Consider the following 25965-nt stretch of genomic DNA (forward strand, 5'->3'; position numbering starts at 1 on the left):
GGCAACTTGTTCGGGCGGAGCGGCACTATCGGGCGTGCTGGGTAAGGCCGAACAGAGCGCCGGTGGGATCGCGCAAGACCACGTCTCCGTTGGCGTCCTGGCGAACTTCGGTCGCACCGAGCTGTCGGGCCTGCTCGGCGTCGGCATCGGGCCTATTGCTGGCGAAACTGACCAGCCAGAGTGATCGCTGCGCCGTTGGTTTTCCTGGTGGCGGGCTGGTGGCGGGCTGGTGGCGGCGATGGAGTTGTCCGACAGCCGGAACTCGGTGTGTTCAGGGTTGGAGTTCCAGTTCAGGGCTGGTCGGTAGAAGGCGGCGGCCTGCTCGGGGTGGTCGGTGAGCGGGCTGATGCCGGCGAAGGTGCCGGGTTCGTGGTTCAGCTGCATGCCGGTGTGGCTGCCGGGCTGCCAGAGTGACAGTGGTGCGCCGACGGGGTCGATCGCGACGGCGGGTCGCCCTAGTTCGGAGCTGCTTGCTGGCGGCCCCCCGCCGCGGTTTCGCGGGTTGCGGCCCAGCAGGCGAGCAGGCGCAGACCCTGTTCGCTGGGAGAACCGGGTTCGGCGGTGTAGATGGTGAGGGTGAGACCGGGGGCAGCGGCCATGTCCATGCCTTCGTAGGCGAGCGTGAGGTCGCCGACGGCGTGGTGGTGGAAGCGTTTGGTTCCAGTGCCGTGGTGGCGGACGTTGTGGGCGCCCCACCGGGTGCGGAAGTCGTCGCTGCGGGTGGAGAGTTCGCCGACGAGGTCGTGGAGGTCCTTGTCGTGGGGGTCACGGCCGGCCTCGGTGCGCAGGATGGCGACGGTGATTTCGGCGGCCTGGTCCCAGTCGGGATAGAAGCGGCGGGAGTCGGCGTCGAGGAACTGGTAGCGGGCGAGGTTGTTCTGGTTGCCGGAGGTCTCGAACACCTCGGCATAGAAGGCGCGGGCGAGTTGGTTGGCGGCGACCAGGTCCATGCGGCCGTTGCGGACGAAGGCGGGGCCGCCGGTGACGGCGTCGAGCATCCACTGCAGGCTGCGGTGCGGCATCCACTGGCGACTGGCGCGACGGCGGGTGCGGGTGAGTGCGTCGGTGCCGTCGGCGGCCTGGGCCAGGTGCAGCAGGTGGGCCCGTTCGGCGTCGTCCAGCTGCAGGGCCCGGGCGAGAGCTTCCAGGACGCCGGGTGAGGCACCGGCGAGATTGCCGCGCTCCAGCTTGGCGTAGTACTCCACACTCACGTCGGCCAGGGCGGCGACCTCGCTGCGACGCAGGCCCGGCACCCGGCGGCGGGACCCGGCCGGCATGCCCGCCCGCTCCGGGGTGATCTTCGCGCGCCGCGAGGTGAGGAACTCGCGGACCTCCCGACTGTTGTCCACGCATTCGACCCTACGGCCTGGCTGCGCCCGGAGGGGTGTACCGCCGGTACACCCCCCGGTGGTGACTCGCTGCGCGTACCGGGAGCGGCTTTCCTGGGGACGTGGCGCGCCCCAGCCGGCCTCGTCGGCCTCGGGTCCCGCGCCGTACCCGCACTCGGCGGCTGCCGGTATTCCCGGCTGTCCGCCCCGGAACGCGAAGGAGTCCCGCTCATGCGCGGTGCAGTGATCCATGCCCCCGGTGACGTCCGCCTCGAGACGCTGGACGACCCGAGGATCCTCCACCCCACTGACGCGATCATCCGAACGGCCGTGACCTGCGTATGCGGCTCGGACCTGTGGCCCTACCGGGGTGCGGAGCCGATCGACGACCCGCACCCGATGGGCCACGAGTACGTCGGTTTCGTGGAGGAAGTCGGCTCCGAGGTGACCGGGCTGCGGCCGGGCCAGTTCGTCGTGGGCTCGTTCGCGACCTCGGACAACACCTGCCCCAACTGCTTGAACGGCTTCCAGTCGAACTGCCTGCACCGCGAGTTCATGTCCACCTGCCAGTCCGAGTACGTGCGCATTCCCAACGCCGCCGGCACCCTGGTCGCCACCGATGGAGTGCCCGGCGGGGAGATGTGGCCCGGGCTGCTGGCGAACTCGGACGTGATGGGCACCGGCTGGTGGGCCGCCGACGCCGCGCATGTGCGTCCCGGCTCGACTGCGGTGGTAGTGGGCGACGGCGCGGTAGGCCTGTGCGCGGTGATCGCCGCGAAGGAGATGGGCGCGGAACGGATCATCGCCATGAGCCGACACACCTCCCGGCAGAAGCTCGCCCTGGAGTTCGGCGCCACCGACATCGTCACCGAGCGCGGCGAAGAGGGCATCGCCCGGGTCAAGGAGCTGACCGGCGGGATCGGCGCGGACAGCGTGCTGGAGTGCGTCGGCACCGCCCAGGCCATGAGCCAGGCCCTGCACTCCGCCAGGCCCGGCGGCAGCGTCGGCTTCGTCGGCGTCCCCCACGGGGTCGCCGTCGACGGCCGGGAGCTGTTCTTCTCCCACGTCGGCCTGCGCGGCGGCCCCGCGCCCGTGCGCCGCTACCTGCCCGACCTGATCGAACGCGTCTTGTCCGGCCGCATCGACCCCGGCAAGGTCTTCGACCTCACCCTGCCCCTCGCCGACGTCGCAGAGGGCTACAAGGCGATGGACGAGCGTCGCGCGATCAAGGCCCTGCTCAAGCCCTGACCGTGCCGGTCCGCCCATGACCGTTCTCACCCCGCGCACCTCGCTGCTCCACGGCCGTCCTGCTGCTGGCCGCGGCTGCCCACACCAACAGCTGGCCACCGTCGGCCTTGGCATCGCCACGCCACCTACAGCCGGACGGCAGGACGCCCCGGCCACCGCCGACAGGAGCACCCCGATGAACATCCGCGTCACCCTCGACGGCACACCCGTCGAAGCGGTGCTGAACGACAGCCCCGCCGCCCGCGACCTGGCTGCCATGCTCCCGCTGACCGTAGCGCTGGAGGACTTCCACGGCACCGAGCGCATCGGCTACCCGCCGCGCAAGATCAGTACTTCCGGCACGTCCGCGCCCGCAGTGGCGAAGGCAGGCGACATCGCCTACTACGCGCCCTGGGGCAACCTGGCCCTCTTCCACAAGGACGGCCCCGCCCCTTCCCCGGATCTCCTGATCCTCGGGCGCCTCGACACCGATCCCGACGCGATCGCCCGTGCCCGGAAGATCACCATCCAAACCGCACCCTGACCCATCCCCGCCTGGAGAACACCCAGATGAACCCCGTCTACGACTTCACCGGCCGGGTCGCCTTCATCACCGGCGCCTCCTCCGGCATGGGCCTGGCCACCGCCCGCGTCTTCGCCGCCTCCGGCGCGGCCGTCGCCCTCGCCGACATCGAGGAAGAAGCCGTCAAGACAGCGGCGCGGGAGCTCACCGACGCCGGCCACCGGGCCCTCTCCCTGGTCTGCGACGTCACCGACGAGCAGCAGGTCGCCGACGCCGTCGACCGCACAGTCGAAGCCTTCGGCCGCCTCGATGCCGCCTACAACAACGCCGGGATCATGCCCCCGCCCACCGACGCCGCCGACGAAAGCGCCGACCAGTTCGACCTCGTCCAGAACATCAACCTGCGCGGCATCTGGGCGGCCATGAAGCACGAACTGCGCCACATGCGTGCCCAGGCCAGCGGCGCCATCGTCAACTGCTCCTCCCTCGGCGGCCTCGTCGGCAACCCCGGCCGCGCCGCCTACCACGCCACCAAGCACGGCGTCATCGGCCTCACCAAGAGCGCCGCCCTCGAATACGGCCCCCGCGGCGTGCGGATCAACGCCGTCTGCCCCGGCACCATCGCCACCCCCATGGTTGACGCCATGGTCGAAGGCGGCGAACTCGACCGTGACCAGGCCGCGTCCGGCCAGGCCATCGAACGCCTCGGCACCGCCGACGAGATCGCCCAGGCCGTCCTGTGGCTGTGCAGTCCCGGCTCACGCTACGTCACCGGCATCGCCCTGCCCGTCGACGGCGGCTACACCGCCCGCTGACCCCGGACCCCGGACCCCGGACCCCGAGAAGAGAGCCCGACCCCCATGGAATTCGTCCAGCCCCAGTCCACCGTCAAGGCCCCCGCCGACTGGTTCACCGGCGATGTGTGGTTCGACGTCATCGCCGCCGGACAGGCCCCCTCCCGCCTGCGCGCCAACCTGGTGCGCTTCGCCCCCGGCGCCCGCACCCACTGGCACGCCCACGCCGTCGGCCAGACCCTGCACGTCGTCTCCGGCACCGCGTACATCGGCACCCGCGACGGCCGGATCTTCGAAGCCCACCCCGGCGAGACCGTCAGCTGCCCGCCCGGCGAGGAGCACTGGCACGGCGCCGCCCCCGACCGATTCATGGAGCACATCGCCATGTGGGAGGCAACCGCCGACGGCAGCCCCGAGACCATCTGGGCCGAACCCGTCACCGACCAGCAGTACAACGAGCCCCGCACCCGCCGACCGTAACCCGCACCGCCCGCACTCCGGGCAGGCGGTCACGGCCCGGGCGGCGGAATTGTGCAGTCGCCGAGGTCCGAGCCCACCTCGACATCCCGGCCGGCGAGTAGTGGCCGGCCCCGCCGTGGACGCACCACCACCGAGGCCTGGCGCCGTCGGCTGCAGCGCCGGCCACGCGGCCTCGGTCTTCGGCGGGATTCGGTGAGCAACGCATGGTGGTCGCCTCGAAGGAGCGAGCGGGACTTGCTTTTCCAGCCTGTGCCCAAGAGACGGGTACCGTGCGACCGCCAGCCGAGAGATCGGCCTGTGAACTGCGTGTCTTCCTTGGCCACAGCAAAGGCGGCTATCGCTTCAAGCCGTTGTTCCTGATGACCTCGCCGTACCAATGCGCGCTGGACCTGGGGGTGCGCCGCTGGGTGGCGAAATCGACGTGGACGAGGCCGAAGCGCTTGGTGTGGCCCTCGGACCACTCGAAGTTGTCCATCAGCGACCACAGCAGGTAACCGCGGACGTTCACCCCTGACTGGACCGCGTCGTGCAGGGCCGCGAGGTGGTCGCGCAGGAACTCGATCCGGTCGGGATCGTGTACCCGGCCGTTGTCGTCGGGGACGTCGGGGTATGCCGCGCCGTTCTCGGTGATCCAGATGGGCAGGTCGGGGCGGGCGGCCGCGATTCGCTCCAGTTGCCGACGCAGGCCGTCGGGATCGACGTCCCAGCCCATGGCGGTGGTGCGGAGTCCGGATGGGTGGAACACGACGTCCTCGGCTCCGACCCAGGGCGATGGCCGATGATCAACAGTGCCCGCCCCGACGGTGTGGGAGCTGTAGTAGTTGACACCGAGGAAGTCGATCGGGGTGCCGATCACGGCCTCATCGCCCTCACGGATGTGGCCGAGGCCGGCGATCGGTTCGATGTGCGCCAGGACGTCGGCCGGGTAGGCGCCGGTGACCACCGGTTCGAGGAGGAGCCGGTTCATCAGCAGGTCGATCCGCTGGGCCGCGTCCTGATCGGCCGGGTGGTCGCTCACCGCCCGCACAGGGTAGAAGTTGGGTGCCAGTCCGATTTCCCGGTGCCGCCCCTGCGCCCGTAGCGCCCTCGCTGCCAGCCCGTGGCCCAGGAGCAGGTGGTGGGCGGCGCGAAGCGCGCCCGGCGGGTCCTGCACTCCTGGGGCGTGCAGGCCGCTGGCGTATCCGAGGAAGGCGGCGCACCAGGGTTCGTTGACGGTGATGAAAGTGTCTATCAGGTCACCGAGGCGTTCACCGACCAGCCGGGCGTAGTCGGCGAAGCGCCAGGCGGTGTCACGGGCGCGCCAGCCGCCGCGGTCCTCGAGCGCTTGCGGGAGGTCCCAGTGGTAGAGCGTGGCGATGGGCTGGATGCCGTTCTCGTGCAGATCGTCGAGCAGCCGTCGGTAGAAGTCGAGCGCCTTCGGGTTGGCTGGGCCGCTGCCGCCGGGCTGGAGCCGGGCCCAGGAGAGCGAGAACCGGTAGGCCTGGAGGCCGAGGTCGGCCATCAGGGCGACGTCCTGCCGGTGCAGGCGGTAGTGGTCGCAGGCGGTGTCGCCGGTGGTGCCGTCGACGGTCGTGCCGGGGCGGTGGCTGAACACGTCCCAGATGGAGGGTGTCCGGCCGTCCTCGGAGGCGGCGCCCTCGATCTGGTAGGCGGAGGTGGCGGCGCCCCATCGGAAGCCGTCGGGGAAGCGCAGGAAGGTCGGCTCGGACACGGATGTGACACCTCGGGATTGGGGTCGCCGGACCGGCGGATCGTCGACGACCGCACCCATCCGGGTGGCCTCGACAGCGGGCCGGGCGGGGTCAGTGAACGGGCAGGGCCGGCAGTGCCGGGCGTGCGAGGGCTGCCGCGCCGACCAGGCCGGCGCCGGTGCCCAGGGCGGCGGGGAGGACAGCGGTCCGGGCCGTGAAGGGCAGGGTGGCGTAGTGGGCCAGGTGGCGGCGCAACGGCCGGAAGAGCAGGTCGCCGGAGGCGGCGACGCCGCCGCCGATGATCGCGGCTTCGATCTCCACCAGGGTGGCGACGGCAGCGATCCCGGCGGCGAGGGCCTGGGCGGCCCGGTCGTAGGCGTGCAGGGCGAGTGGGTCGCCCGAACGGGCGGCGGCTGCGACCGCCGCGGCGGAGGTGTCGCCATCGGGGGCCCGCCAACCACTCTCGGCGGCGGTCCGGGAGATGGCGGTTCCGCTGGCGAGCCCCTCGACACAGCCGCGCGAGCCGCAGGGACAGGGGCGGCCGGCATAGTCGATGCTGATGTGACCGAGGTGGCCGGCGTTCCCGGTGGGCCCGGTGTGCAGCCTCCCGTCGATGATCAGGCCCGCGCCGATCCCGGTGGAGACCACCAGGCACAGGGCGTTGCGGTACGGTCTTGCCGCGCCGAGCCAGTGCTCCGCTGCGGCCATCGCCACTGCGTCGCCCCCGAGTACCACCGGCAGGGCGTGGACGGCAGGGTGCCCGGCGACCGCGGCGCGGAGCGGAAAGGCCCGCCAGGCGGGAATGTTGACCGGGCTGACGGTGCCGTCCTCGATGTCCACCGGGCCGGCGCTGCCGATTCCGACGGCCCGCACGCGTCCCCACCGCGGGTGCCGGGCGAGGCCGTCCAGCACGTGTTCCACCGCCGCCAGCACCGTGCGGGCGTCCTCCCAGGGAGTGGGCAGCTGGATCTGGTGCAGCAGGTTCCCGTCCGTGTCGACCAGACCCCCCGCGATCTTCGTTCCGCCGATGTCCAGTGCCGCCAGAAGGGGGCGCGCAAGGGTGGGGCGATCGTCGACCGCGAGGGCCGTTTCGTAACTCATCGTAACGTCTCCGCTGATATGACGGGGGAGTGCCGACCTGGTTCGGGCACGTCGCCCTGGGCGGTCCCGGTGATTCTCGCTGCGCAGGACAACGTTGTCCATGGAGTGGGCAGGCCGAGGCGCTTTCGTCATCAAGTTAGGCAAAGGTTTAGTAAATCGAGCAGAGATCGTAAAAAAACGCCTGTATTTCAATGTTGATCGGTCTATAGACATGGCCGCGATGTGACGTCTACGTTAAGCAGCCAACGACGGGAAGGCCGCTTCCCGGCGTTCATGACGATCAGCGCGAAGGATGAGCGAAGATGCGCAGAGGATGGATGGCCGGCACGGCCGCTTCCATGATTTTGCTCACTGCCTGTAGCAGTGGCGGCGGCGGGACCTCGTCCTCCGCAGCGACCGTCAACTCCGATCCGGCCAAGGTGTCGGGCTCCATCACGGTCCTGACCAACCGGACCGACCAGCTGAACAAGGGAGTCCTCGACGGGTACGCCACCGAGTTCAACAAGACCTACCCCAACGTCAGGGTCAAGTTCGAGGGCATGACCGACTACGAGGGTGAAGTCAAGATCCGCATGAACACCGAGAACTACGGTGACGTGCTCCCGATACCGTCCGACCTCTCGATCACCCAACTCCCCAACTTCTTCGCTCCGCTGGGTGACGCGGGAGACCTGTCGAAGCAGTACAACTGGACCGAATACGGGACCGTCGGCGGCAAGGTCTACGGCATCGCCAACTACGGCACCGTCACGGGATTCGTCTACAACAAGGCGATCTGGCAGCAGGCCGGCATCGCCGAGTGGCCGAAGACCCCGCAGGAATTCATCGAGGACCTGAGGACCGTCAAGTCCAGGACACAGGCGATCCCGTACTACACCAACTACCACGACGGCTGGCCGCTGAAGCAGTGGACCGACGCGATCGGCTCGCCGAGCTGCAACGAGGGCGCCAAGGACTCGATGGCCTCCACCGCGACCCCGTGGACCAGCGGCAACGACATCCACACGATCGACAGCCTGCTGTACTCCGTCGTCCACGAGAAGCTCACTGAGCCCGACCCCACCACCACCAACTGGGAGAACTCCAAGACGCTTCTGGGCACCGGACAGGCGGCCACCATGTACCTCGGCTCCTGGTCCATCGCCCAGATGCAGGCCGCCGCGAAGGCCGCCGGGAAGAACCCCGACGACATCGGCTACATGCCCTTCCCCTCGGCGACCGCGGAGGGCAAGCTCTGCACGGTCCTCCAGCCGGACTACAAGTACGGCATCAACAAGCACTCCAAGAACCAGGAGGCGGCCCGGGCCTGGCTGGACTGGTTCATCAACAAGTCCGGCAGCGCCCAGGCCGAACAGGGCATCTCCTCGGTCAAGGGCTCTCCGATGCCGACCGCGCTCAAGTCCTTCGCCGACAAGGGCGTCACCATGATCGGCCAGAAGCAGGAGAAGTCCGCCGCCGTCAAGAAGATCGACAAGGCCGCGGAGATCGACCTCGACGCCCCCGACTACCGGCAGAAGCTCGTCGACATCGCCCGCGGCGCCGGCAGCGGAGACCAGAACAGCTACTTCGCGGACCTGAACGAGAAGTGGGCCGAGGCACAGAAGACCGTCGCGGGCTGACGGCCCCGAAGGACTGCGGTGCGGCCGGGGCGCACTGCCCTGACCTCCCGGCCGCACCGCGCCCAGCGCCCCCGGCCGCTCGGCGGCGCGAGGAAGGAACAGCCCCGCCACCGGACGGGCGGTGGGAGGGGAGGCGGGCTTCGGGCGTCCGGCTCAACGAAGGACAGGAAGATGACTGCACTGCAGAACGACCGGAGCGCGAGCGTGACGCCGCCCTCCGACGACCGGGCCGCACCGGCCGCGCCGGTCCGGCGCCGAAGGGCCGGCCGAACCCACTGGTGGTTCACGCCCTGGTTCTACCTGCTGGTCCCACTGGCACTGCTGGTGACCTTCACGTATCTGCCGATCCTCGACATGCTCGGCTACAGCGTCACCGACTGGGACGGCATCAGCCCCGAGCGGAACAACGTCGGGGCGGACAACTACACGGCGCTGTTCACGCGTCCGGAGCTGTTCAAGGTCTTCCTGGTCAGCGGCGTGTACCTGCTGGCCTCCTTCGTCCAGATCGCGATGGCGCTCTACTTCGCCACCGTGCTCAGCTTCGACACCCGCTTCAGGAACGTCTTCAAGGGGATCCTGTTCTTCCCGTACCTGATCAACGGCGTCGCGATCGGCTTCGTGTTCCTCTACTTCTTCCAGCCCGGCGGCACACTGGATACCGTGCTGCGCCTGCTGGGCGTCGGCGGACAGCACCTGTGGCTGGGGGATCCGGATCTCGTCAACAAGTCACTGGCGGGGGTTTCGGTCTGGCGGTACATGGGCCTGAACATGGTGTTGTTTCTCGGCGCGATCCAGTCCATCCCGCCCCACCTCTACGAGGCCGCGGCACTCGACGGTGCGAGCCGGTGGCAGCAGTTCCGCCACATCATCGTCCCCAGCATCAAACCGATCATCAGCCTCAGCGCGATCCTCGCGGTCTCCGGCTCGCTGGCCGTGTTCGAGATCCCGTACGTCATGACCGGCGGCTCCAACGGCAGCGAGACCTTCGTCATCCAGACCGTCAAGCTGGCCTTCAAGTTCGACAAGGTCGGCCTCGCCTCCGCCTGCGCCGTCGTGCTGCTGGTCCTGATCCTGCTCGTCACCTGGATCCAGCGCCGTCTGGTGCCGGAGGAGAGGGTTGAACTGTCGTGACCATTCCCGCCACTCGGGCCGCCCGCCGGTTCGCCCCGACCTCCCGGGTGCTTGCCGCCAAGGCCGGCAAGTACACCTCCCTGGTACTGGCCAGCGTGATTGTGCTGATCCCGCTGACCGTGGTGCTGTTCACCTCGCTCAAGAGCAGCAACGAGGCACTGACCACGGGCCCGCTCACCCCGCCGGGCGACTGGCTCAACCTCCACAACTACGCGACCGCCTTCCAGCAGGGCAGGATGCTGCAGGGCTTCGTGAACACCACGATCATCCTGGTGGTCTCCACCGCCGGCACCGTGCTGATCGGCTCGATGACCGCCTACGCCATCGACCGCTTCGAGTTCCGGCTGAAGAAACTCGTGATGGCCCTCTTCCTGATCGCCACGCTCGTCCCGAGCGTGACCACCCAGGTCGCCACCTTCCAGATCGTCAACGACCTCGGGGCGTTCAACACCCGCTGGGCACCGATCATGCTCTACCTGGGCACCGACATCGTGTCGATCTACATCTTCCTCCAGTTCATCCGCTCCATCCCGGTCTCGCTCGACGAGGCGGCCAGGCTCGACGGAGCCAATTCCTTCACCGTCTACCGTCGGATCATCCTGCCGATGCTCCGACCCGCCATCGCCACCGTAGTGATCATCAAGGGCATCGCGGTCTACAACGACTTCTACATCCCCTTCCTGTACATGCCCTCGGCCGACCTGGGCACCATCTCCACCTCGCTGTTCCGCTTCAAAGGACCGTTCGGCGCGCACTGGGAGACCATCTCGGCCGGAACCATCCTGGTCATCCTTCCGACCCTGATCGTCTTCCTCGCCCTGCAGCGCTTTATCTACAGCGGCTTCGCGGCAGGCTCCACGAAGTGATCCGTCCCTCCGGTGCCGCACCTGCGCCGCGTCACCGCCAAGCCGATGAGCGGAGCCGCAGTTGAGCGCTCGCACCACCATCCGGGACGTCGCGGAGCGCGCCGGGGTCTCACCGGGAGCGGTGTCGCTCGCGCTCAACGACCGGCCAGGGGTGTCGGAACGCACCCGCGCGCGGATCCGCGCGGCCGCGACCGAACTCGGCTGGGTGCCCGGCCAAGCCGCCCGCAGCCTGCCCGGGGACGATGGCCGGGGATACACCGTCGGCTTGGCGCTCACCCGCCCCGCCCGCCAACTCGGCCTGGAGCCCTTCTACATGGAGTTCGTCTCCGGCATCCAGAGCGTGCTGGAGGAACAGGCGGCCACGCTGCTGCTGCGGCTGGTACGCGACCGTGACCAGGAGACCGCCGTCCATCACACCTGGTGGCGCGAAGGGCGGGTCCGCGGGTCCGTCCTGGTCGACCTGATCGAGGACGATCCGCGGATCCCCGCCCTGGCCCGGATCGGCATGCCCGTCGTCGCGGCCGGCCACCCCGGACTCACCGGCGGCTCGACGGCCTCCATCTGGACGGACGACGCCGCCGCCGTCGAGGAGGTCGTCCGCTACCTCGCGCTGCTCGGCCACCGCCGGATCGCCCGGGTCGGCGGCGACCCACGGCTGGGACACTCCGCGATGCGGGCGCGCGCACTCGAACAGGTCGCAGCCGAACTCGGCCTGGACGAACCCCGAAGCCTGCCCACCGACTTCTCCGGCCAGGCCGGCGCCAGGGCCACCCGCGAGCTGCTCGCCTCCGGAAACCGGCGGCCGACCGCGATCCTCTACGACAACGACATCATGGCCGTCGCCGGACTCGCCGTCGCCGCCGAGTTCGCACTGACCGTCCCGGACGACCTGAGCCTGGTCGCCTGGGACGACTCCCAGCTGTGCCGGCTCACCCACCCCGCGCTCTCCGCCATGAGCCACGACGTCCACGGCTACGGCGCCCAGGTCACCCGCTGCCTCTTCGCCCTGCTCGACCGCCGCGCCGACGCCTCGGGCCCCGCCCCGACCCCCGTCCTCGTACCCCGCGGCACCACCGCACCCCCCGGCACGCCCTGACCACGTGCCGCTCCAGACCCCGGTCCGTCCCCCGACTCCTCCTGAGGGTGAGGAAGCCCGGGGGCGGACCGGACCGCCTCAGACCGGAGCCCGCATGACCCCGCCGCACCACCCCGCCCATCCGCTTCCAGCCGTGGGCCCGCTCTCCACAGCCGACCTGCTCACCAACCGGATCAGGCCCTACACATGGGGCTCCACCACCGCCATCGCCCGACTCACCGGCCGCCGTCCGACCGGCGAACCCGAGGCCGAGCTCTGGATGGGCGCCCACCCCGACGCGCCGTCCACCGTCGACCGCGGCAATGGCTCCGAACCCCTCGACCAGGTCATCGCCCGCGACCCGCACAACGAACTCGGCCGACGGGTCGCGGAGCGCTACGGCGCCAGACTGCCGTTCCTGGTCAAGGTGCTCGCCGCCGAGCACGCCCTGTCGGTCCAGGTGCACCCCGACGCCGCCCAGGCCGAGGCCGGCTACGCCACCGAGGAGTCCGCAGGCATCCCGCGGGACGCGGCCCACCGCATCTACCGCGACCGCCACCACAAGCCGGAACTGCTCTGCGCACTCGACGACTTCGACGCCCTCTGCGGCTTCCGCGACCCGGCCGCCACCGCCGCACTGATGGCCGCCCTGGACGCGCCGGCCCTCGCGCCGTGGATCGCGACCCTGCGCGGTGCCGACACCGCGACGGCCCTGCGCACCGTCCTGACCGATGCACTCGACGCCGACCGGGCCCGGGGCGAGGAGGCCGCCGCGGAACTCGCTCCCGCGCTGGAGCGCGCCGCCGAGACCCGGGGCCCGCATGCCGCCACCTACGCCGCGTATGCCGCGGCGGCCCGGGACTACCCCGGTGATCCGGGAGTGGTCGCCGCGCTGCTGCTCAACCACGTGCGACTGCGGCCCGGACAGGCGCTCTTCCTCGATGCCCGCGTTCCGCACGCCTACCTGCGCGGGACCGGCGTGGAGATCATGGCCAATTCCGACAACGTGCTGCGCTGCGGCCTGACCTGCAAGCACGTGGACGTGCGGGCCCTCGCCACCGTCGTCGACTTCCGGCCCGGCCCACCGGCCCTGGTCCACCCGGTCCGGGGCGACGAGGGCGAATTCCACTACCCGACACCGGCTGCGGAGTTCGCGCTGTCCCGGCTCGACCTTCTCGGCCGCGCCACTCTCTCCGCCGACGGCCCGCAGGTGCTGCTCTGCACCGAGGGCACCGCCGAGCTCCACCGCTTCCCGGGGCGACCGCTCACCCTGCGCCGAGGAGACAGCGCCTTTCTCCCGGCCGCCGGCGCTCCGGCGGAGCTGCGCGGGACCGCCACGCTCTACCGGGCCCGCGTTCCCGAGCACACCGCCGTCTGACCACACGGCTCCCACCCGTCGGCGCCACCAGGCGCCCACTCCGGAGGTCCATTCCCGTGAACGCACTTTCTGGCAGCACCGATAACGCCCTCACCCGTCGCTCGCTGCTCGGAGCAGCCTCCGCCTCCCTGGCGCTGGCCGCCGTCCCGGCCCTGACCACGCCGGCCGCCGCCGGGCCCGCGCCGCTCACCGGCCAAAGCCGCCGAACCGCCGGCTTCGTCACAGCCGGTGGCGGTGAACTCCGTCTGGGGGGAAACCCCTTCCGTTTCGGTGGCACCAACTGTTACTACCTGCACCAGCAGTCCCACTACATGGTCGACGCGGTCCTCGACGACGCTGCCGCGATGGGCCTGGCCGTGGTACGGGCCTGGGCGTTCGCCGAAGGTTCCGGACACTCGTACCGCCCGCTCCAGCCCAAGCCCCACAGCTACGACGACGAGGCGTTCGACTCCCTCGACTACGCCGTCCACAAGGCCGGGCAGCTCGGGATCCGCCTCGTCCTGCCGCTGGTCAACAACTGGCCGGACTACGGGGGCATGCAGCAGTACGTCAGCTGGTTCCTCGGCCTGCCCGACGACTCGTACGGCGACGGTGTCAACCACGACCGCTTCTACACCGACCCGGGGATCAGGGCTTGCTACCGAGCCTGGGCCAAACATCTCGTCCAGCACCGCAACCTCTACACCGGCCTGCGGTACTGCGACGACCCCACCATCATGGCCTTCGAACTCGCCAACGAACCGCGGTGCCGCAGCGACAAGAGCGGCGCCACCCTGCTCGCCTGGGCCGCCGAGATGAGCGCCTACGTCAAATCGCTCGCCCCCCGCCAGCTGGTCGCCGTCGGCGACGAGGGCTTCTTCGGACGGCCCGGACACGCCGACTACCCCTACTCGGACTACGAGGGCGTCCGGTGGAACGGACTGGTGGCCCTCCCCGCCGTCGACTACGGCACCGTCCACGTCTACCCGCAGAACTGGGGCGAGACCAGGACCGGCAAGCCCGGCATCGACGCCACCTCCTGGGGCACCCGCTGGATCGAGGACCACCTCGCCGCCGGCCGAGCGCTCGGGAAGCCCGTGGTGATCGAGGAGTTCGGGCTGCAGATCGACGCGGCACGGGACATCCCCGACACCGCCGCCCGCGACGTCGCCTACACCGCCTGGACCGACGCCGTCCGCACCGGCGGCGGTGCGGGCGACCAGTTCTGGCTGCTCACCTCCCGGGTCGACGACGGTTCCTTCTACCCGGACTACGACGGCCACCGCGTCATGTGGAACAACGACCCCGCCAACCCGACCCGCACCACCGCCCAGCTGTTCGCCGCCCACGCCAGGGCGATGGCCGCCGGCTGACCGGCCCCCACACCGCCCCCGCCGCCCACCGCCCGACGGGTGCGGCGGCCTACCGCCCGAGGACCGCATGCCATCCGACCTGCCGCTCAACGCCGTCGTGCTCTTCCAAGGCGACAGCATCACCGACGCCGGACGCGACCGCGGCGACCCCGCCTCCCTGGGCCACGGCTACGCGGCGCTCGCCGCGGCCGTCCTGAACGCCGCACACCCCGGTGCGACCGTTCTCAACCAGGGGGTCTCGGGCGACCGCGTCCTCGACCTGTGCGACCGCTGGGAGCGCGACACCCTGGCCCACCGGCCCGACCTGCTCTCCGTGATGATCGGCGTGAACGACACCCTGCGCCGGTACGACTCCGAGCTCGCCTCACCGCCCGACCACTGGGAGGACGCGTACCGGCGCCTGCTCGCCCAGGTCCGCGAACGCTGCGACGCCCGGCTGCTGCTCATCGAACCGTTCTTGGTCCCCGTCACCCCCGAGCAGTGGGCCTGGCGCGAGGACCTCGACCCGCGCATCCATGCCGTCCGCAGGCTCGCCACCGAGTTCGAGGCGCTCCTGCTGGCCGCCGACGGCCTGCTCAACCAGGCCGCCCGCGCCGTGGGCGCACCCGATCGGATCGCCGCCGACGGCGTCCACCCCACCCCGTACGGCCATCGCCTGCTCGCCGCGGCCTGGGCCGACCTGGTCCTCGGACCCGCGGACGGCGCCACCGTATGCTGCCGGGCATGAGCAGGGGACACGGCAGCAGGCCGGCCAGGCCCACGATGAACGACGTCGCCGCGGAGGCCGGGGTCGGTCTGAAGACCGTGTCCCGGGTGGTGAACGGAGAGAACGGCGTCGCCTCCGCGACGGCCGAGCGGGTGCGGGCCGCCATCGACCGGCTCGGGTTCCGCCGGAACGACAGTGCCCGCCTGCTGCGCACCGGCCGGACCGCCAGCATCGCCCTGCTCCTGGAGGACATCGGCGACCCCTTCTCCTCCGCCCTCTCCCGCGCGGTGGAGGTCGTGGCCGCAGAGCACGGCTGCCTCCTGTTCACCGGCTCCAGTGCCGAGGACCCGCACCGCGAACGCGACCTCGCGCTCGCCTTCTGCGCCCGCCGGGTGGACGGCCTGATCGTGGTGCCGACCGGGGACGACCACCGCTACCTGCTTCCGGAATCCGCCGCCGGGACCCCCGTGGTCTTCCTCGACCGCCCGGCGGCCGCCATCGAGGCGGACGCCGTGCTCAGCGACAACGCGGGCGGCGCCCGGACCGGGGTCGCACACTTGATCCGGCACGGCCATCGGCGGATCGGCTTCATCGGGGACCTGGCCCGCCTCCACACCAGTGCCGAGCGGCTGCGCGGCTACCGGACAGCCATGGCCGACGCCGCCCTGCCTGTGGACGAGCGGTGGATCGACACCGGACCCACCGATCCGGCCCGGGTCACGGCCGCCGTCGACCGGCTGACCAGGGGACCGGCGCCGGTCACCGCCCTCCTCACGGCCAACAACCGGATCACCCTGGCCGTGCTGCACCACCTCCCACCGGACAGGCCCCGCCCCGCCCTGGTCGGATTCGACGACCTGGAACTGGCCGATCTGCTCACGCCGGGTCTCACGGTCGTCGCCCAGGACCCGGCCGCGCTCGGTGCCGCAGCCGCCCGCACGCTCTTCGAGCGCCTGGCCGGGGACACAGGCGCGGCCCACCGGATCGAGATCCCCACCCGCCTGATCCCTCGCGGCTCCGGGGAGATCGGCCCCCGCGCCGACTGACCACCTCGCCCTTCGCCTTCCCCGCCGCCCGCGGTCCCGCACAGGTCACCTCACCTGACAGGATGGACCCGGGCGGCGCCTCGTCGCGCATCCGCTGGGCCGAGGGAAGGAACGCGCATGGAAAGCCGGGTGACGATCCGGGACGTCGCCGCCCGAGCCGGGGTGTCGGCGGGCGCCGTCTCGCTCGCCCTCAACGACCGGCCCGGCGTCTCCGCCGACACCCGCAAGAGGATCGTCGAGGCCGCCCGCGAACTGGGCTGGTCGCCCAATCTCGCGGCCCGGTCCCTCGCTCAGGGGCCCCGGGTCCACACCATCGGCATGGCGCTCACCCGCGCCGCCGCCGGCACCGTTCTGGACGCGGTGCACATGGCGCTGATCGGCGGGATCGAGAGTGTGCTCACCGAGCGGCCCTGCTCCCTGCTGCTGCACGTCGCCCCCGACCTCGACGCCGAGATCGCGCTGTACAAGCAGTGGTGGCAGTCCGGCAAGGTGAACGGCTCGGTCCTGGTCGGGGTGACCAGCGACGACCCGCGGATCGAACCCGTTCACCGGCTCGGCATGCCCGTCGTCGCGGTCGCGCCCCCACAGCTCAGTGGCCCCTTCCCGGCAGTGTGGCACGACGACGCGATGGCCATGGCGGAGGCCGTCCGCTACCTGTCGATCCTCGGCCACCGCCGGATCGCGCACATCAGCGGGCCGGTGGCGCTGGGCCAGTCGATCGTCCGCGCGGAGGCGTTCGCGTCCACCGCCGCCGAACTGCGGCTGGAGGACGCCAGAAGCGTGCACACCACCCTGTCCGCACACGAGGGCGCCACGGCGACCCGCTCACTGCTGGCCGACGCTGACCGGCCGACCGCCATCGTGTACGACAACGACCTCATGGCGGTGGCGGGCCTCGCGGTGGCTGGCGAGCTCGGCCTGCGGGTACCCGAGGACGTGTCGCTGGTCGCCTGGGACGACTCGGACCTGTGCCGGATCACCCGGCCGGCGCTCTCGGCGCTCAGTTACGACCCCTTCGCCTTCGGCGCCGAGGTCGCTCGCTGCCTGCTGGAGCTCCTGGACGACGGCCGGGCCCGTTCGCGGGTCTCCGACGCTCCGGTGCTGGTCCCGCGCGGGACCACCGGCCCGTCGGCCCGTACCTGAACGTTCAGGCCGACGGCGGTGCGGTGCTCCCGCGCGGGGTGAGCCGGGGAGCCCGGTCCTCGAAGCCTTCGCCGCTCCCGCGCCCGCGGGCGATCAGGGCGAGCAGAGTGCGGGCCGCGTTCGCGCCGTAGGCATGGATGTCGCGGGTCAGCGCGGTCAGCGGCGGCCGGACCACCTGAACCAGGGGGGAGTCGTCCCAGGCGACGATCGACAGGTCGCGCGGCACCTGGAGCCCCATCTCCTGGGCCACCGAGAGTCCGGCGACGGCGGTGATGTCGTTGTCGTAGAGGATCGCCGTCGGGCGGGTGGGGGAGAGCAGCAGGCGCCGGGTGGCCCGGGCCCCGGACTCGCCCGTGTAGTCGGTGTGCGCCGTGGGCGTGGGGTCCAGGCCGAGTTCGGAACTGGCGGCGGCGAAGGCCCGGTCCCGGATCGAGGTGTGCACCAGGCCCTCCAGCCCGGCCACCCGGCCGATGCGCCGGTGGCCCAGCGCGGCGAGGTATTCCACGGTCTCCCGCACTGCGGCGTCGTCGTCCGACCAGACGGGGGTCAGCGAGCCCGACCCCGACGGGTGGCCGATCACCACGGTCGGCAGGCCCAGTGCCTCCAGCGCGGGCACCCGGGCGTCGTTCTCGTGAAGGTCGACCAGGATGGCGCCGTCGATGTGCCGCTCGCTCCACCAGCGCCGGTAGGCCTCCAGGCCACGTTCGTGGTCCGTGACGACCTGGAGCGCCAACGAGTACGAGGCGTCGGACAGCACGTTCTCGATGCCGCCGATCAGTTCCATGAAAAACGGTTCGGTCCCCAGCATCCGCGCGGGGCGGGCGAGCGCCAGGCCCACCGCCGCCGCCCTCGCCCCGCTGAGCGCCCGGGCCGCGCTGTTGCGCACGAACCCGATCTCTTCGGCCACGGCCTCGATGCGGGCCCGGGTGGCCTCGGAGACACCGGGCCGACCGTTGAGCGCGTTGGAAACCGACACCTTGGACACACCGACGATCTTCGCGATGTCGGTGATGGTCGGCCGCCGAGCGGCGGGACTCTTCTGCTGGGACATGCCCTCAAGCTACTACGCGCCCACCCGGCGACAGCGGCCGGTCGGCAAGCTCATTGCAACAAACGGTTAACCGCTTATTGACGGGCGACTATCGGCGGCCATACGGTCCGTCTGCATTAAGCGGTTAATCAGAGCCGTGGCCGGACTCTGCCGCCGGCTTCCCGCGCGCCGGCAGACGCACCCCGAGCCGGGGCCGCACCGCCCCCGACGCGTCCCCGGTGGAGTCGCCGGGCGCCGGGGCCCTTCCCCCACCACCCACCCGTCCGGGACGAAAGGGACGCGCGTGCATCATCAACCACACTCCGCCGCCGGAAGCCGCCTCTGGCCGCTGGCGCTCCTCCTCGCGGCCGTTCTCGCCGCAGCAGGCCTCGCAGTGACCCGGGGAACCGCCTCCGCGGCCGACACCGCGAGCGCCTTCGTCGGCCGCTGCGGCATCCACTTCTGCCTGAACGGCAAGCAGTACTACTTCGCGGGCGCAGACTCCTATGACCTCTTCACCTTCGGCTCGGGGGCCGGCGACACCGAGACGCAGTTCATGGACAAGGCGCGCATCGACGCCCACTTCGCCAACCTGCGGGCGGACAAGGCGACCGTGGTCCGGCTGTGGATGTTCAGCCACGAGAACTGGCACGGCTTCGAGAAGGCCAAGGGGGTCTACGACGAGCAGGAGTTCGCCCAGTTCGACTACGTCATCGAGTCCGCCAGGGCGCACGGCCTGAAGCTGATCCCGGTGTTCGAGAACTACTGGGAGGCCTACGGCGGAATCGACACCCGCCTGCAGTGGGAGGGCCTGTCCGGCGGCCAGCCCGGTCGGGCGGCGTTCTTCGACAGGAAGCGGTGCCCCGGCTGCTTCACCTCGTACAAGGATTACGTGGGGCACGTGCTCAACCGCACCAACCACTACAGCGGCGTCAGGTACAGGGACGACGCGACCATCTTCGCCTGGGACCTCATGAACGAGCCCCGCTACCAGGGGCAGGGCGCCGCCGAGGACACCGGCGGCACCACCTTGCGAGCCTGGGTCGACGAGATGGGCGCCTTCGTCAAGGGCATCGACGGCAAGCACCTGCTCGGCGTCGGCATCGAGGGCCATGGCACCGCGTACGGGTTCGGGGGTGACGAGGGCAATCCGTTCGTGGCCGTGCAGCAGTCGCCGTACATCGACTACACCTCGGCCCACCCGTACCCGACCGAACCCTGGGCGAACCTGACGATCGACCAGACCAGGAAGCTCATCCGGGCCTGGATCGCCGATTCGCACAACGTGATCGGCAAGCCCTTCTTCATGGGCGAGTTCAACGTCCAGAACGTCGACCGCTCCGCCTGGTGGAACGCCCTCTACACGGACTTCGAGTCGGCCGACGGTGACGGCAGTGCCTTCTGGTGGTACGAGGACCACGACGTCGACGGCACGTTCGGCGTTCGGGCGGGCGCGCCAGAACTGGCCGTGTTCCGCGAGCACTCCGACCGCATGGCGGCCAAGAGCGGGCTCGTCACCCCGACCGACTCCGTGTCGCCTTCCCCGGGCGGCGGCCCCTCCGGCTCTCCGGGAGCGACCCCGGCGGGCACCTGTGCCGTCCACTACGGCCTGTCCGACTGGGGAGCCTCCTTCAACGGTGACGTGACCATCAGGAACACGGGCTCCACCCCGGTCGACGGCTGGCAGCTGGTGTTCGCCTTCCCCGGTGGGCAGACCGTCACTGCCGTGTGGAACGCCAGCGGAACCCAGAACGGCAAGCGGGTCACCGCGGGCAATCCGCCCGACTACAACACGACCATCGCAGCCGGCGGCACGGTCGCGTTCGGCTTCACCGGCACCTCGACGCCCGGCACCAACGGTGTCCCGACCGCCTTCGCGCTGAACGGATCGGCCTGCACGACCTACTGACCCACCCCTCCCCCGGGCGGGCGCCGCCGGCCCGGGGGAGCCAGCGAACCAGGAGAGCAACCGTCATGAACCGTGTCCCCCAGGCGCTCGGCGCCGCACTCGCCACCCTCACCACCCTCGCCGCCACCGCGGCCTTCGCCCAGCTCGCATCCGCTGACACCGCACCCAACGGATACCCGTACTGCGTCAACGGCAGCGCCAGCGATCCGGACGGCGACGGCTGGGGATGGGAGAACAACCAGTCCTGTGTCGTCCGCGGCTCGCGGGCCGACACCGGTGGCGGCGGTACCGCCTGCCCCTCGGGCATGCCGTGCGGCTCCTACCTCGTCAGCGGTCTCGGCGGCCGCAAGAGCCAGGTGCGGACCGTTGGTGCCACCTCCCTCGACCTGGCGATCGCCATGCTGGAGAGCGACCGGATGACCGCCGACTACCCGTACGGCGACAACAAGTCCGGTGACGCCGCCAACTTTGGCATCTTCAAGCAGAACTGGCTGATGCTCAGAACCTCCTGCGGGCAGTTCTCCGGCCAGTCGGCGGCCCAGTACAACAACGGCGCCGCGCTCAACTCCGGCCTGGGCCAGGACGTTTCCTGCCTGCACCAGAGCCAGGGCCAGTACGGCCTGGACACCTGGTTCGCCGGACACCGCAACGGAGCCTCCGGTCTGAGCAACCCCGACACCGCCGACATCTCCCGCTACAAGGCCGCCGTCTACTGGATCAAGGCCCGGCTGGATTCGGACTCCGCCAACCTCGGCAACGACGTCCGGTTCTGGGTGCAGGTGCCGGCCATCTGAGCCGCCCGTTTCCGGAGCCGGCGCACCGACTGTTCCCGCCCTCGCGCCGGCTCCGCGGTGGCGGGAAGGCAGCACTGGACCAGCCCCCGGCAGCCGTCGATCGCGGATGATGAACCGATTTAGGTAGACGCCTAGCTTCCTTCGCTGAAATGGCTGCTAGAAGCCAATATAGTCAACCTAACCGGTTAATAGACAGAGGTTGTCGCGAGGGCTACGGTTACTGGCGCCACCGACAAGCCCGGCCACCGGACAGGAGCCGCACCATGAAGGACATCACTCAGCTCGACCAGGGCTGGGCCCTGCAGTACGGGGGTGAGCATGTGCCCGCGACGGTCCCGGGCTGCGTTCACACCGATCTGTTGAACGCCGGTCTGATCCCGGACCCGTTCCTCGCCGCCAACGAGAACGAGGTCACCTGGGTCGGCCGCCGCGACTGGACCTACACCACCCGCGTGGCGGCGGCCAGCGCCCACGAGCGCACGGACGTGGTGTTCGCCGGCCTGGACACCGCTGCCCGGATCACCCTCGGGGCGACGGAACTCGGCCGCACCCGCAACATGCACCGGAGCTACCGCTTCGACGTCACCGGCCTGGCGGGCGAGCTGGCCGTCCACTTCACCAGCGCCTACCAGGAGGCCGCCGAGACCCGGGCGGTCACCGGTGCGCGCCCCAACGTCTACCCCGAGCCCTTCCAGTACATCCGCAAGATGGCCAGCAGCTTCGGCTGGGACTGGGGCCCCACCCTGCCCACCGCCGGAATCTGGCGCCCCGCCCGGCTGGAGCACTGGTCAACCGCCCGTATCGCCCAGGTTCGGCCCCTGGTGACGGTCTTTGACGGCAACGGTCGCGTCGAACTGCACCTCACCGTCGACCGTACCGCCACCGGTGCGGGCCGTCCGCTCACGGTCCGAGCCACGGTGGCGGGCACGACCGCCGAAGCCGTCCTCGACGGCGACGCCGCCGTACTCGTACTGGAGGTCCCCGGCCCCGCACTGTGGTGGCCGCGCGGCCGGGGCGGGCAGCCGCTGTACGACCTCGACGTCACCCTCTCCGACGACACCGAACCGCTGGACACCTGGCACCGCCGGATCGGCTTCCGCACCGTCGAACTCGACCGCTCCGCCGACGAGGACGGCACCGGCTTCACCCTGGTCGTCAACGGCGAGCGCCTCTTCGCCCGTGGCGTCAACTGGATCCCCGACGACACCCTGGTCAGCCGCGTCACCCCGTCCCGCTACCGGGAGCGCCTCACCCGTGCCGCCGAGGCCAACATCGACCTCATTCGGGTCTGGGGCGGCGGCATCTACGAGGACCACGCCTTCTACGACGCCTGCGACGAACTCGGCCTGATGGTCTGGCAGGACTTCCTCTTCGCCTGCGCCGCCTACCCCGAGGAGCAGCCACTGCGCGGCGAGGTCGAGGCCGAGGCCAGGGAGAACGTCGTCCGCCTGATGCCGCACCCGTCGCTGGTGCTGTGGAACGGCAACAACGAGAACCTCTGGGGCTTCCGCGACTGGGACTGGGAGCCGGAACTCGTCGGCGACTCCTGGGGCGAGGGCTACTACCTCGGCCTGCTGCCCCGGATCGTCGCCGAACTCGACCCCGCCCGTCCGTACACGGCCGGCAGCCCCTGGTCCGGAAGCTGGGATCACCACCCCAACGATCCCGACCACGGCACCCATCACTCCTGGGAGGTCTGGAACCGCCGGGACTACAGCGAGTACCGCGAGAACGTCCCCCGGTTCGTCGCCGAGTTCGGCTGGCAGGCGCCGCCCGCCCTGGCCACCCTCCGCCGCGCCCTGCCCGGGGAGGTCCTGGCACCCGACTCGCCCGGCATGCTCCACCACCAGAAGGCCGACGACGGCAACGGCAAGCTCGATCGCGGCCTCGCCCGCCATTTCGAACTCCCAACGGACTTCGACCGGTGGCACTACCTCACCCAGGTCGTCCAGGCCCGTGCCATCGCCACCGGCATCGAACACTGGCGCTCCCACTGGCCCCGCTGCGCGGGCACGATCGTGTGGCAGCTCAACGACTGCTGGCCGGTCTCCTCCTGGGCCGCCATCGACGGCGACGGCCGCCTCAAGCCCCTCTACCACGAGCTGCGACGACTGTACGCCGACCGCCTGCTCACCCTCCAACCGCCCGGCGTCACCGGTGCGCCCGAAGCCGCTCTCGTCAACCAGGCCAGGCAACCATGGGAAACGGTCCTGCGACTGCGCCGGGTCGCCGCGGACGGCACCATCGCGGCTCAGACCCAGCTTCCCGTGCGGGCGGACGCCCGTTCGGTGACCCGGCTGATGGTGCCGCCGGAGCTCCTGCCGGCCGAAGGCTCGACCACCGAGCTGCTGGTGGCCGACGCGGACGGGCAGCGAGCCGTCCACGTCGCCGTCGCGGACCGCCACTTCGCCTACCCGAAGCCCGAGTTCGAGGTCACCGTCACACCGGCCGAGGGCCTCGACGGCGCAGTCGAGGTCACCGTCACCGCCGGCACTCTGGTCCGTGACCTCCTGCTCCAGCCCGACCGGCTCAGCCCCTCGGCGGCGGCCGACCGTGGCCTTGCCACCCTGCTGCCCGGCGAGCAGTTGCGCATCCGAGTCACCGGGTGCGGCGACGTCAGCGTCGATGACGTGCGGGCAGCGCTGTTCTGCGTCGAACCGGCCTGAGCGGTCGGCCCCGACCAGTCGCCGGTGGGTCTGCCTGAGACGGGCAGGCCCACCGGGCGCCGGACACGACATCGCGGCGTCGGGCCGTCAGTCGGGCCCATCCGCCCGGCTGACAGCGGCGGAACAGACCCCGTCAGCCGGCGACGGTCAGCGTTCAACTGCCCTTCGCCCGGAACACCAACGGGCGCCCGCGATCTTTCCCCCGTTCCTGCGAAGATCCGGTCGTCATCACCGGCCGACAGAACACAGCAAACCGAAGGACGACATGAATCGTCACGCCACCGTTTCCGCCGTCGTCGCCGTCGCCCTGAGCGCCGGCGTGCTGTCCACCGCGGGTACCGCGTCAGCCCGCGACTGGACCGGTACGCACTACGCCCATCAGGAGCTCTACGGCACGAAGGCCCCGTACACCCCGCAGAAGAAGCCCAACGGCTACCAGAAGCCGCCGCGGGGCTTCAACCCGGTGTTCACCGAGAATGTCGCCCGCCACGGCTCCCGAGCCATGACGAACAGCGACGACGGTGACGCCGTGCTCGCTGTCCTGCGCTCGGCCCAGCAACAGAACGCCCTCACCGGCCTCGGCGCGGACCTCGGCCCGCAGGTGCAAGGGCTCCTGGACGCGGCCTCGACGCTCGGCTACGGCAACCTCTCCGGCCGCGGGGCCGACGAGCACCGCCAGACCGCGCTGCGGATGGAACAGCGACTGCCGTCGCTGTTCCACACCATCACAGCCCGGCAGGAGCCCGTCGTGGTGGAGACCTCGGGTGTTGCGCGTGCGGTCGCGAGCGCCAACGCGTTCACGGACGGTCTCACCTCCGGCGATCCCGCGCTGACCGGTCTGATCAAGGCGCCGGTCACCGACAAGGACCTGCTGTACTTCCACAAGCAGCCGCAGAACGCCGATTACCAGGCCTATCTGAAGAGCGATCCGGAACTGGCCGCCGTCCTCGCGCGGATCGATGACGACCCGCGAACCGCCGAGGCCGCGCGGCACGTCGCGGCGCGCCTGTTCCAGGACGACTTCATCGCGGCGATGTCCGACGAGGAGCAGGTGTCCTTCGCCCGGTCGCTGTACCAGCTCTACAGCGCGGCGCCCGATCTGAGCGTCGAGGCGCCGGGTGTCGACCTCACCCGTTTCCTCACCCCGCGTGACGCCCAGTGGTTCGCCTACCTGGACGACGCCGAGGAGTTCTACCAGAAGGGCCCCGCCTTCAGCGGCCGCACGATCACCTACGGGATGGCCGGCGTCCTCCTGGACGACCTCCTGGCCCAGGCGGGGGCCAAGGCCGCCGGCACCAGCGACACGGGTGCGGTGCTCCGGTTCACCCACGCCGAGGAGATCGAACCGCTCGCCGCCCTCATGGGCCTGCCCGGCAGCACCGAGCCCGCCGAGCCCGAGACACCGTACTCCTACGCGAACAACCCGTGGCGCGGCGCCGACGTCGCACCGATGGCCGCGAACATCCAGTGGGACCTCTTCGCGAACACGCCCTCGAACGCAGAGCCCGCCAGGTACCTCGTGCGCATGCTCTACAACGAGAAGGAGGCCGCCTTCAAGCCCTCCTGCAAGCCCATCGCCGAGGACAGCCACTTCTACGACCTCAACGAGCTCAAGCGCTGCCTGCAGCACAGTTGACCCCGTCCGGGCCCGTTCCGCCGCGCCGCACGCCAGCTGTCCCACGGCCGCGGTGGGTGTTTCCTGGCCAGGCGCCATCCGGACGACAGCGTGTCGATCCTCCCCGCGGACGCCGCCCTGCGGGCGGGCTTCGCCGTGACCGGCAGGGACAGCGGCACCTCCGTCGGCTACCGCTACCGCCCCCAGTACTTCGCCGAGGTACGGACACGCCGGCCCTGATCTTCAGCACTGAACTGCCCGTCGACGGGCCGCTGACCGTCCACGTGCTGCACGCGCGCGGCAACGGAGGCGCACTCACCCACCCGGCCGGCGAAGCCCGCGATCTGGACCTGGAACTCGACCAGGACAACCTCTTGTGGGGCCTCCGCACTGCGAGGACCCGGAGTGTGAGGAGGAGAGTTGCTTGTGGCAGCTGACTCCCCGCACGGCCGACCTCCTCCACACCGCGCTGTCGCTGCTGGCCGACGAGG

The 25965-nt window shown here is 70.7% G+C and carries 22 protein-coding genes and 1 pseudogene; 18 read left to right on the top strand and 5 right to left on the bottom strand.

The features are described 5' to 3' along the window. Positions 1-25: 25 nt before the first annotated feature. Positions 26-205 (bottom strand): annotated as a pseudogene (locus ACFWIS_RS29690) (VOC family protein); the annotation flags it as partial. Positions 206-455: 250 nt separating this feature from the next. Beyond that, the gene (locus ACFWIS_RS29695) at positions 456-1349 is read right to left on the bottom strand and encodes a helix-turn-helix transcriptional regulator (protein ID WP_380457291.1); all 894 of its coding nucleotides are present in this window, start codon (positions 1347-1349) and stop codon (positions 456-458) included. A 210-nt stretch (positions 1350-1559) separates the two neighbouring features. Between ACFWIS_RS29695 and ACFWIS_RS29700 the strand changes: the two genes are divergently transcribed. From ACFWIS_RS29700 to ACFWIS_RS29715, 4 genes are read left to right on the top strand one after another with little or no spacing between them, the layout of a single operon-like run. Further along, the gene (locus tag ACFWIS_RS29700; RefSeq protein WP_380457293.1) at positions 1560-2576 is read left to right on the top strand and encodes a zinc-dependent alcohol dehydrogenase family protein; all 1017 of its coding nucleotides are present in this window, start codon (positions 1560-1562) and stop codon (positions 2574-2576) included. A 16-nt stretch (positions 2577-2592) separates the two neighbouring features. After that, positions 2593-3099: a cyclophilin-like fold protein gene (locus tag ACFWIS_RS29705; RefSeq protein ID WP_380524048.1), complete on the top strand. Its 507-nt coding sequence runs from the start codon at positions 2593-2595 to the stop codon at positions 3097-3099. 26 nt (positions 3100-3125) lie between these two features. Continuing rightward, complete coding sequence (locus tag ACFWIS_RS29710) at positions 3126-3893, top strand: SDR family NAD(P)-dependent oxidoreductase (RefSeq protein WP_380457297.1); 768 nt, start codon at positions 3126-3128, stop codon at positions 3891-3893. Positions 3894-3938: 45 nt separating this feature from the next. Continuing rightward, the gene (locus ACFWIS_RS29715; RefSeq protein ID WP_380457298.1) at positions 3939-4352 is read left to right on the top strand and encodes a cupin domain-containing protein; all 414 of its coding nucleotides are present in this window, start codon (positions 3939-3941) and stop codon (positions 4350-4352) included. 334 nt (positions 4353-4686) lie between these two features. Here ACFWIS_RS29715 and ACFWIS_RS29720 read toward each other — a convergent pair whose 3' ends face one another. Continuing rightward, entirely contained in the window at positions 4687-6123 is a 1437-nt protein-coding gene (locus ACFWIS_RS29720) for a GH1 family beta-glucosidase (protein ID WP_380457300.1), read from the bottom strand. Between the two features lie 31 nt (positions 6124-6154). Then, positions 6155-7144, bottom strand: a complete 990-nt coding sequence (locus ACFWIS_RS29725; protein WP_380457302.1) for an ROK family protein — start codon at positions 7142-7144, stop codon at positions 6155-6157. Positions 7145-7482: 338 nt separating this feature from the next. On the opposite strand from ACFWIS_RS29725, the gene ACFWIS_RS29730 reads away from it, so the two are divergent. The 9 genes from ACFWIS_RS29730 to ACFWIS_RS29770 all read left to right on the top strand — a co-directional run bounded on the left by ACFWIS_RS29730 (position 7483) and on the right by ACFWIS_RS29770 (position 17460). Beyond that, on the top strand, positions 7483-8763 hold the full coding sequence (locus ACFWIS_RS29730) for an ABC transporter substrate-binding protein (RefSeq protein WP_380457304.1): 1281 nt from the start codon (positions 7483-7485) through the stop codon (positions 8761-8763). Between the two features lie 171 nt (positions 8764-8934). Beyond that, on the top strand, positions 8935-9894 hold the full coding sequence (locus tag ACFWIS_RS29735; protein WP_380457306.1) for a carbohydrate ABC transporter permease: 960 nt from the start codon (positions 8935-8937) through the stop codon (positions 9892-9894). Between the two features lie 47 nt (positions 9895-9941). Further along, positions 9942-10760 (top strand): carbohydrate ABC transporter permease, encoded by an 819-nt coding sequence (locus tag ACFWIS_RS29740; protein WP_380457353.1) that lies wholly within the window; start codon positions 9942-9944, stop codon positions 10758-10760. Between the two features lie 61 nt (positions 10761-10821). Next, positions 10822-11856: a LacI family DNA-binding transcriptional regulator gene (locus ACFWIS_RS29745; RefSeq protein WP_380457308.1), complete on the top strand. Its 1035-nt coding sequence runs from the start codon at positions 10822-10824 to the stop codon at positions 11854-11856. A 94-nt stretch (positions 11857-11950) separates the two neighbouring features. Further along, entirely contained in the window at positions 11951-13213 is a 1263-nt protein-coding gene (manA, locus tag ACFWIS_RS29750; protein WP_380457310.1) for a mannose-6-phosphate isomerase, class I, read from the top strand. Between the two features lie 56 nt (positions 13214-13269). Next, on the top strand, positions 13270-14565 hold the full coding sequence (locus tag ACFWIS_RS29755) for a cellulase family glycosylhydrolase (protein ID WP_380457312.1): 1296 nt from the start codon (positions 13270-13272) through the stop codon (positions 14563-14565). A gap of 67 nt (positions 14566-14632) precedes the next feature. Then, positions 14633-15292 carry a GDSL-type esterase/lipase family protein gene (locus ACFWIS_RS29760; RefSeq protein ID WP_380457314.1) on the top strand — a complete coding sequence of 220 codons (660 nt, stop codon included), beginning with the start codon at positions 14633-14635 and terminating at the stop codon, positions 15290-15292. Further along, on the top strand, positions 15289-16317 hold the full coding sequence (locus ACFWIS_RS29765) for a LacI family DNA-binding transcriptional regulator (RefSeq protein WP_380457315.1): 1029 nt from the start codon (positions 15289-15291) through the stop codon (positions 16315-16317). The genes ACFWIS_RS29760 and ACFWIS_RS29765 overlap by 4 nt, the downstream gene beginning before the upstream one ends. A gap of 117 nt (positions 16318-16434) precedes the next feature. Beyond that, entirely contained in the window at positions 16435-17460 is a 1026-nt protein-coding gene (locus ACFWIS_RS29770) for a LacI family DNA-binding transcriptional regulator (protein ID WP_380457317.1), read from the top strand. Positions 17461-17464: 4 nt separating this feature from the next. Here the strand turns inward: ACFWIS_RS29770 and ACFWIS_RS29775 are convergent, their stop codons facing one another. Further along, positions 17465-18511: a LacI family DNA-binding transcriptional regulator gene (locus tag ACFWIS_RS29775; protein ID WP_380457319.1), complete on the bottom strand. Its 1047-nt coding sequence runs from the start codon at positions 18509-18511 to the stop codon at positions 17465-17467. Between the two features lie 373 nt (positions 18512-18884). Here ACFWIS_RS29775 and ACFWIS_RS29780 point away from each other — a divergent pair, with 373 nt between their 5' ends. From ACFWIS_RS29780 to ACFWIS_RS29800, 5 genes are all read left to right on the top strand, one after another. Then, a complete protein-coding gene (locus ACFWIS_RS29780; protein ID WP_380457321.1) occupies positions 18885-20399 on the top strand; it encodes a cellulose binding domain-containing protein in 1515 nt (504 codons plus the stop codon). A gap of 65 nt (positions 20400-20464) precedes the next feature. Beyond that, the gene (locus ACFWIS_RS29785; RefSeq protein ID WP_380457323.1) at positions 20465-21193 is read left to right on the top strand and encodes a carbohydrate-binding domain-containing protein; all 729 of its coding nucleotides are present in this window, start codon (positions 20465-20467) and stop codon (positions 21191-21193) included. Positions 21194-21456: 263 nt separating this feature from the next. Beyond that, positions 21457-23859 (top strand): glycoside hydrolase family 2 protein, encoded by a 2403-nt coding sequence (locus ACFWIS_RS29790; protein WP_380457325.1) that lies wholly within the window; start codon positions 21457-21459, stop codon positions 23857-23859. A gap of 265 nt (positions 23860-24124) precedes the next feature. Continuing rightward, a complete protein-coding gene (locus tag ACFWIS_RS29795; protein ID WP_380457327.1) occupies positions 24125-25495 on the top strand; it encodes a histidine-type phosphatase in 1371 nt (456 codons plus the stop codon). A 90-nt stretch (positions 25496-25585) separates the two neighbouring features. Beyond that, positions 25586-25714 (top strand): hypothetical protein, encoded by a 129-nt coding sequence (locus ACFWIS_RS29800; RefSeq protein ID WP_380457329.1) that lies wholly within the window; start codon positions 25586-25588, stop codon positions 25712-25714. Positions 25715-25965 lie beyond the last annotated feature (251 nt).

Source organism: Kitasatospora sp. NPDC127060 (assembly GCF_042724935.1).
Classification (GTDB): domain Bacteria; phylum Actinomycetota; class Actinomycetes; order Streptomycetales; family Streptomycetaceae; genus Kitasatospora.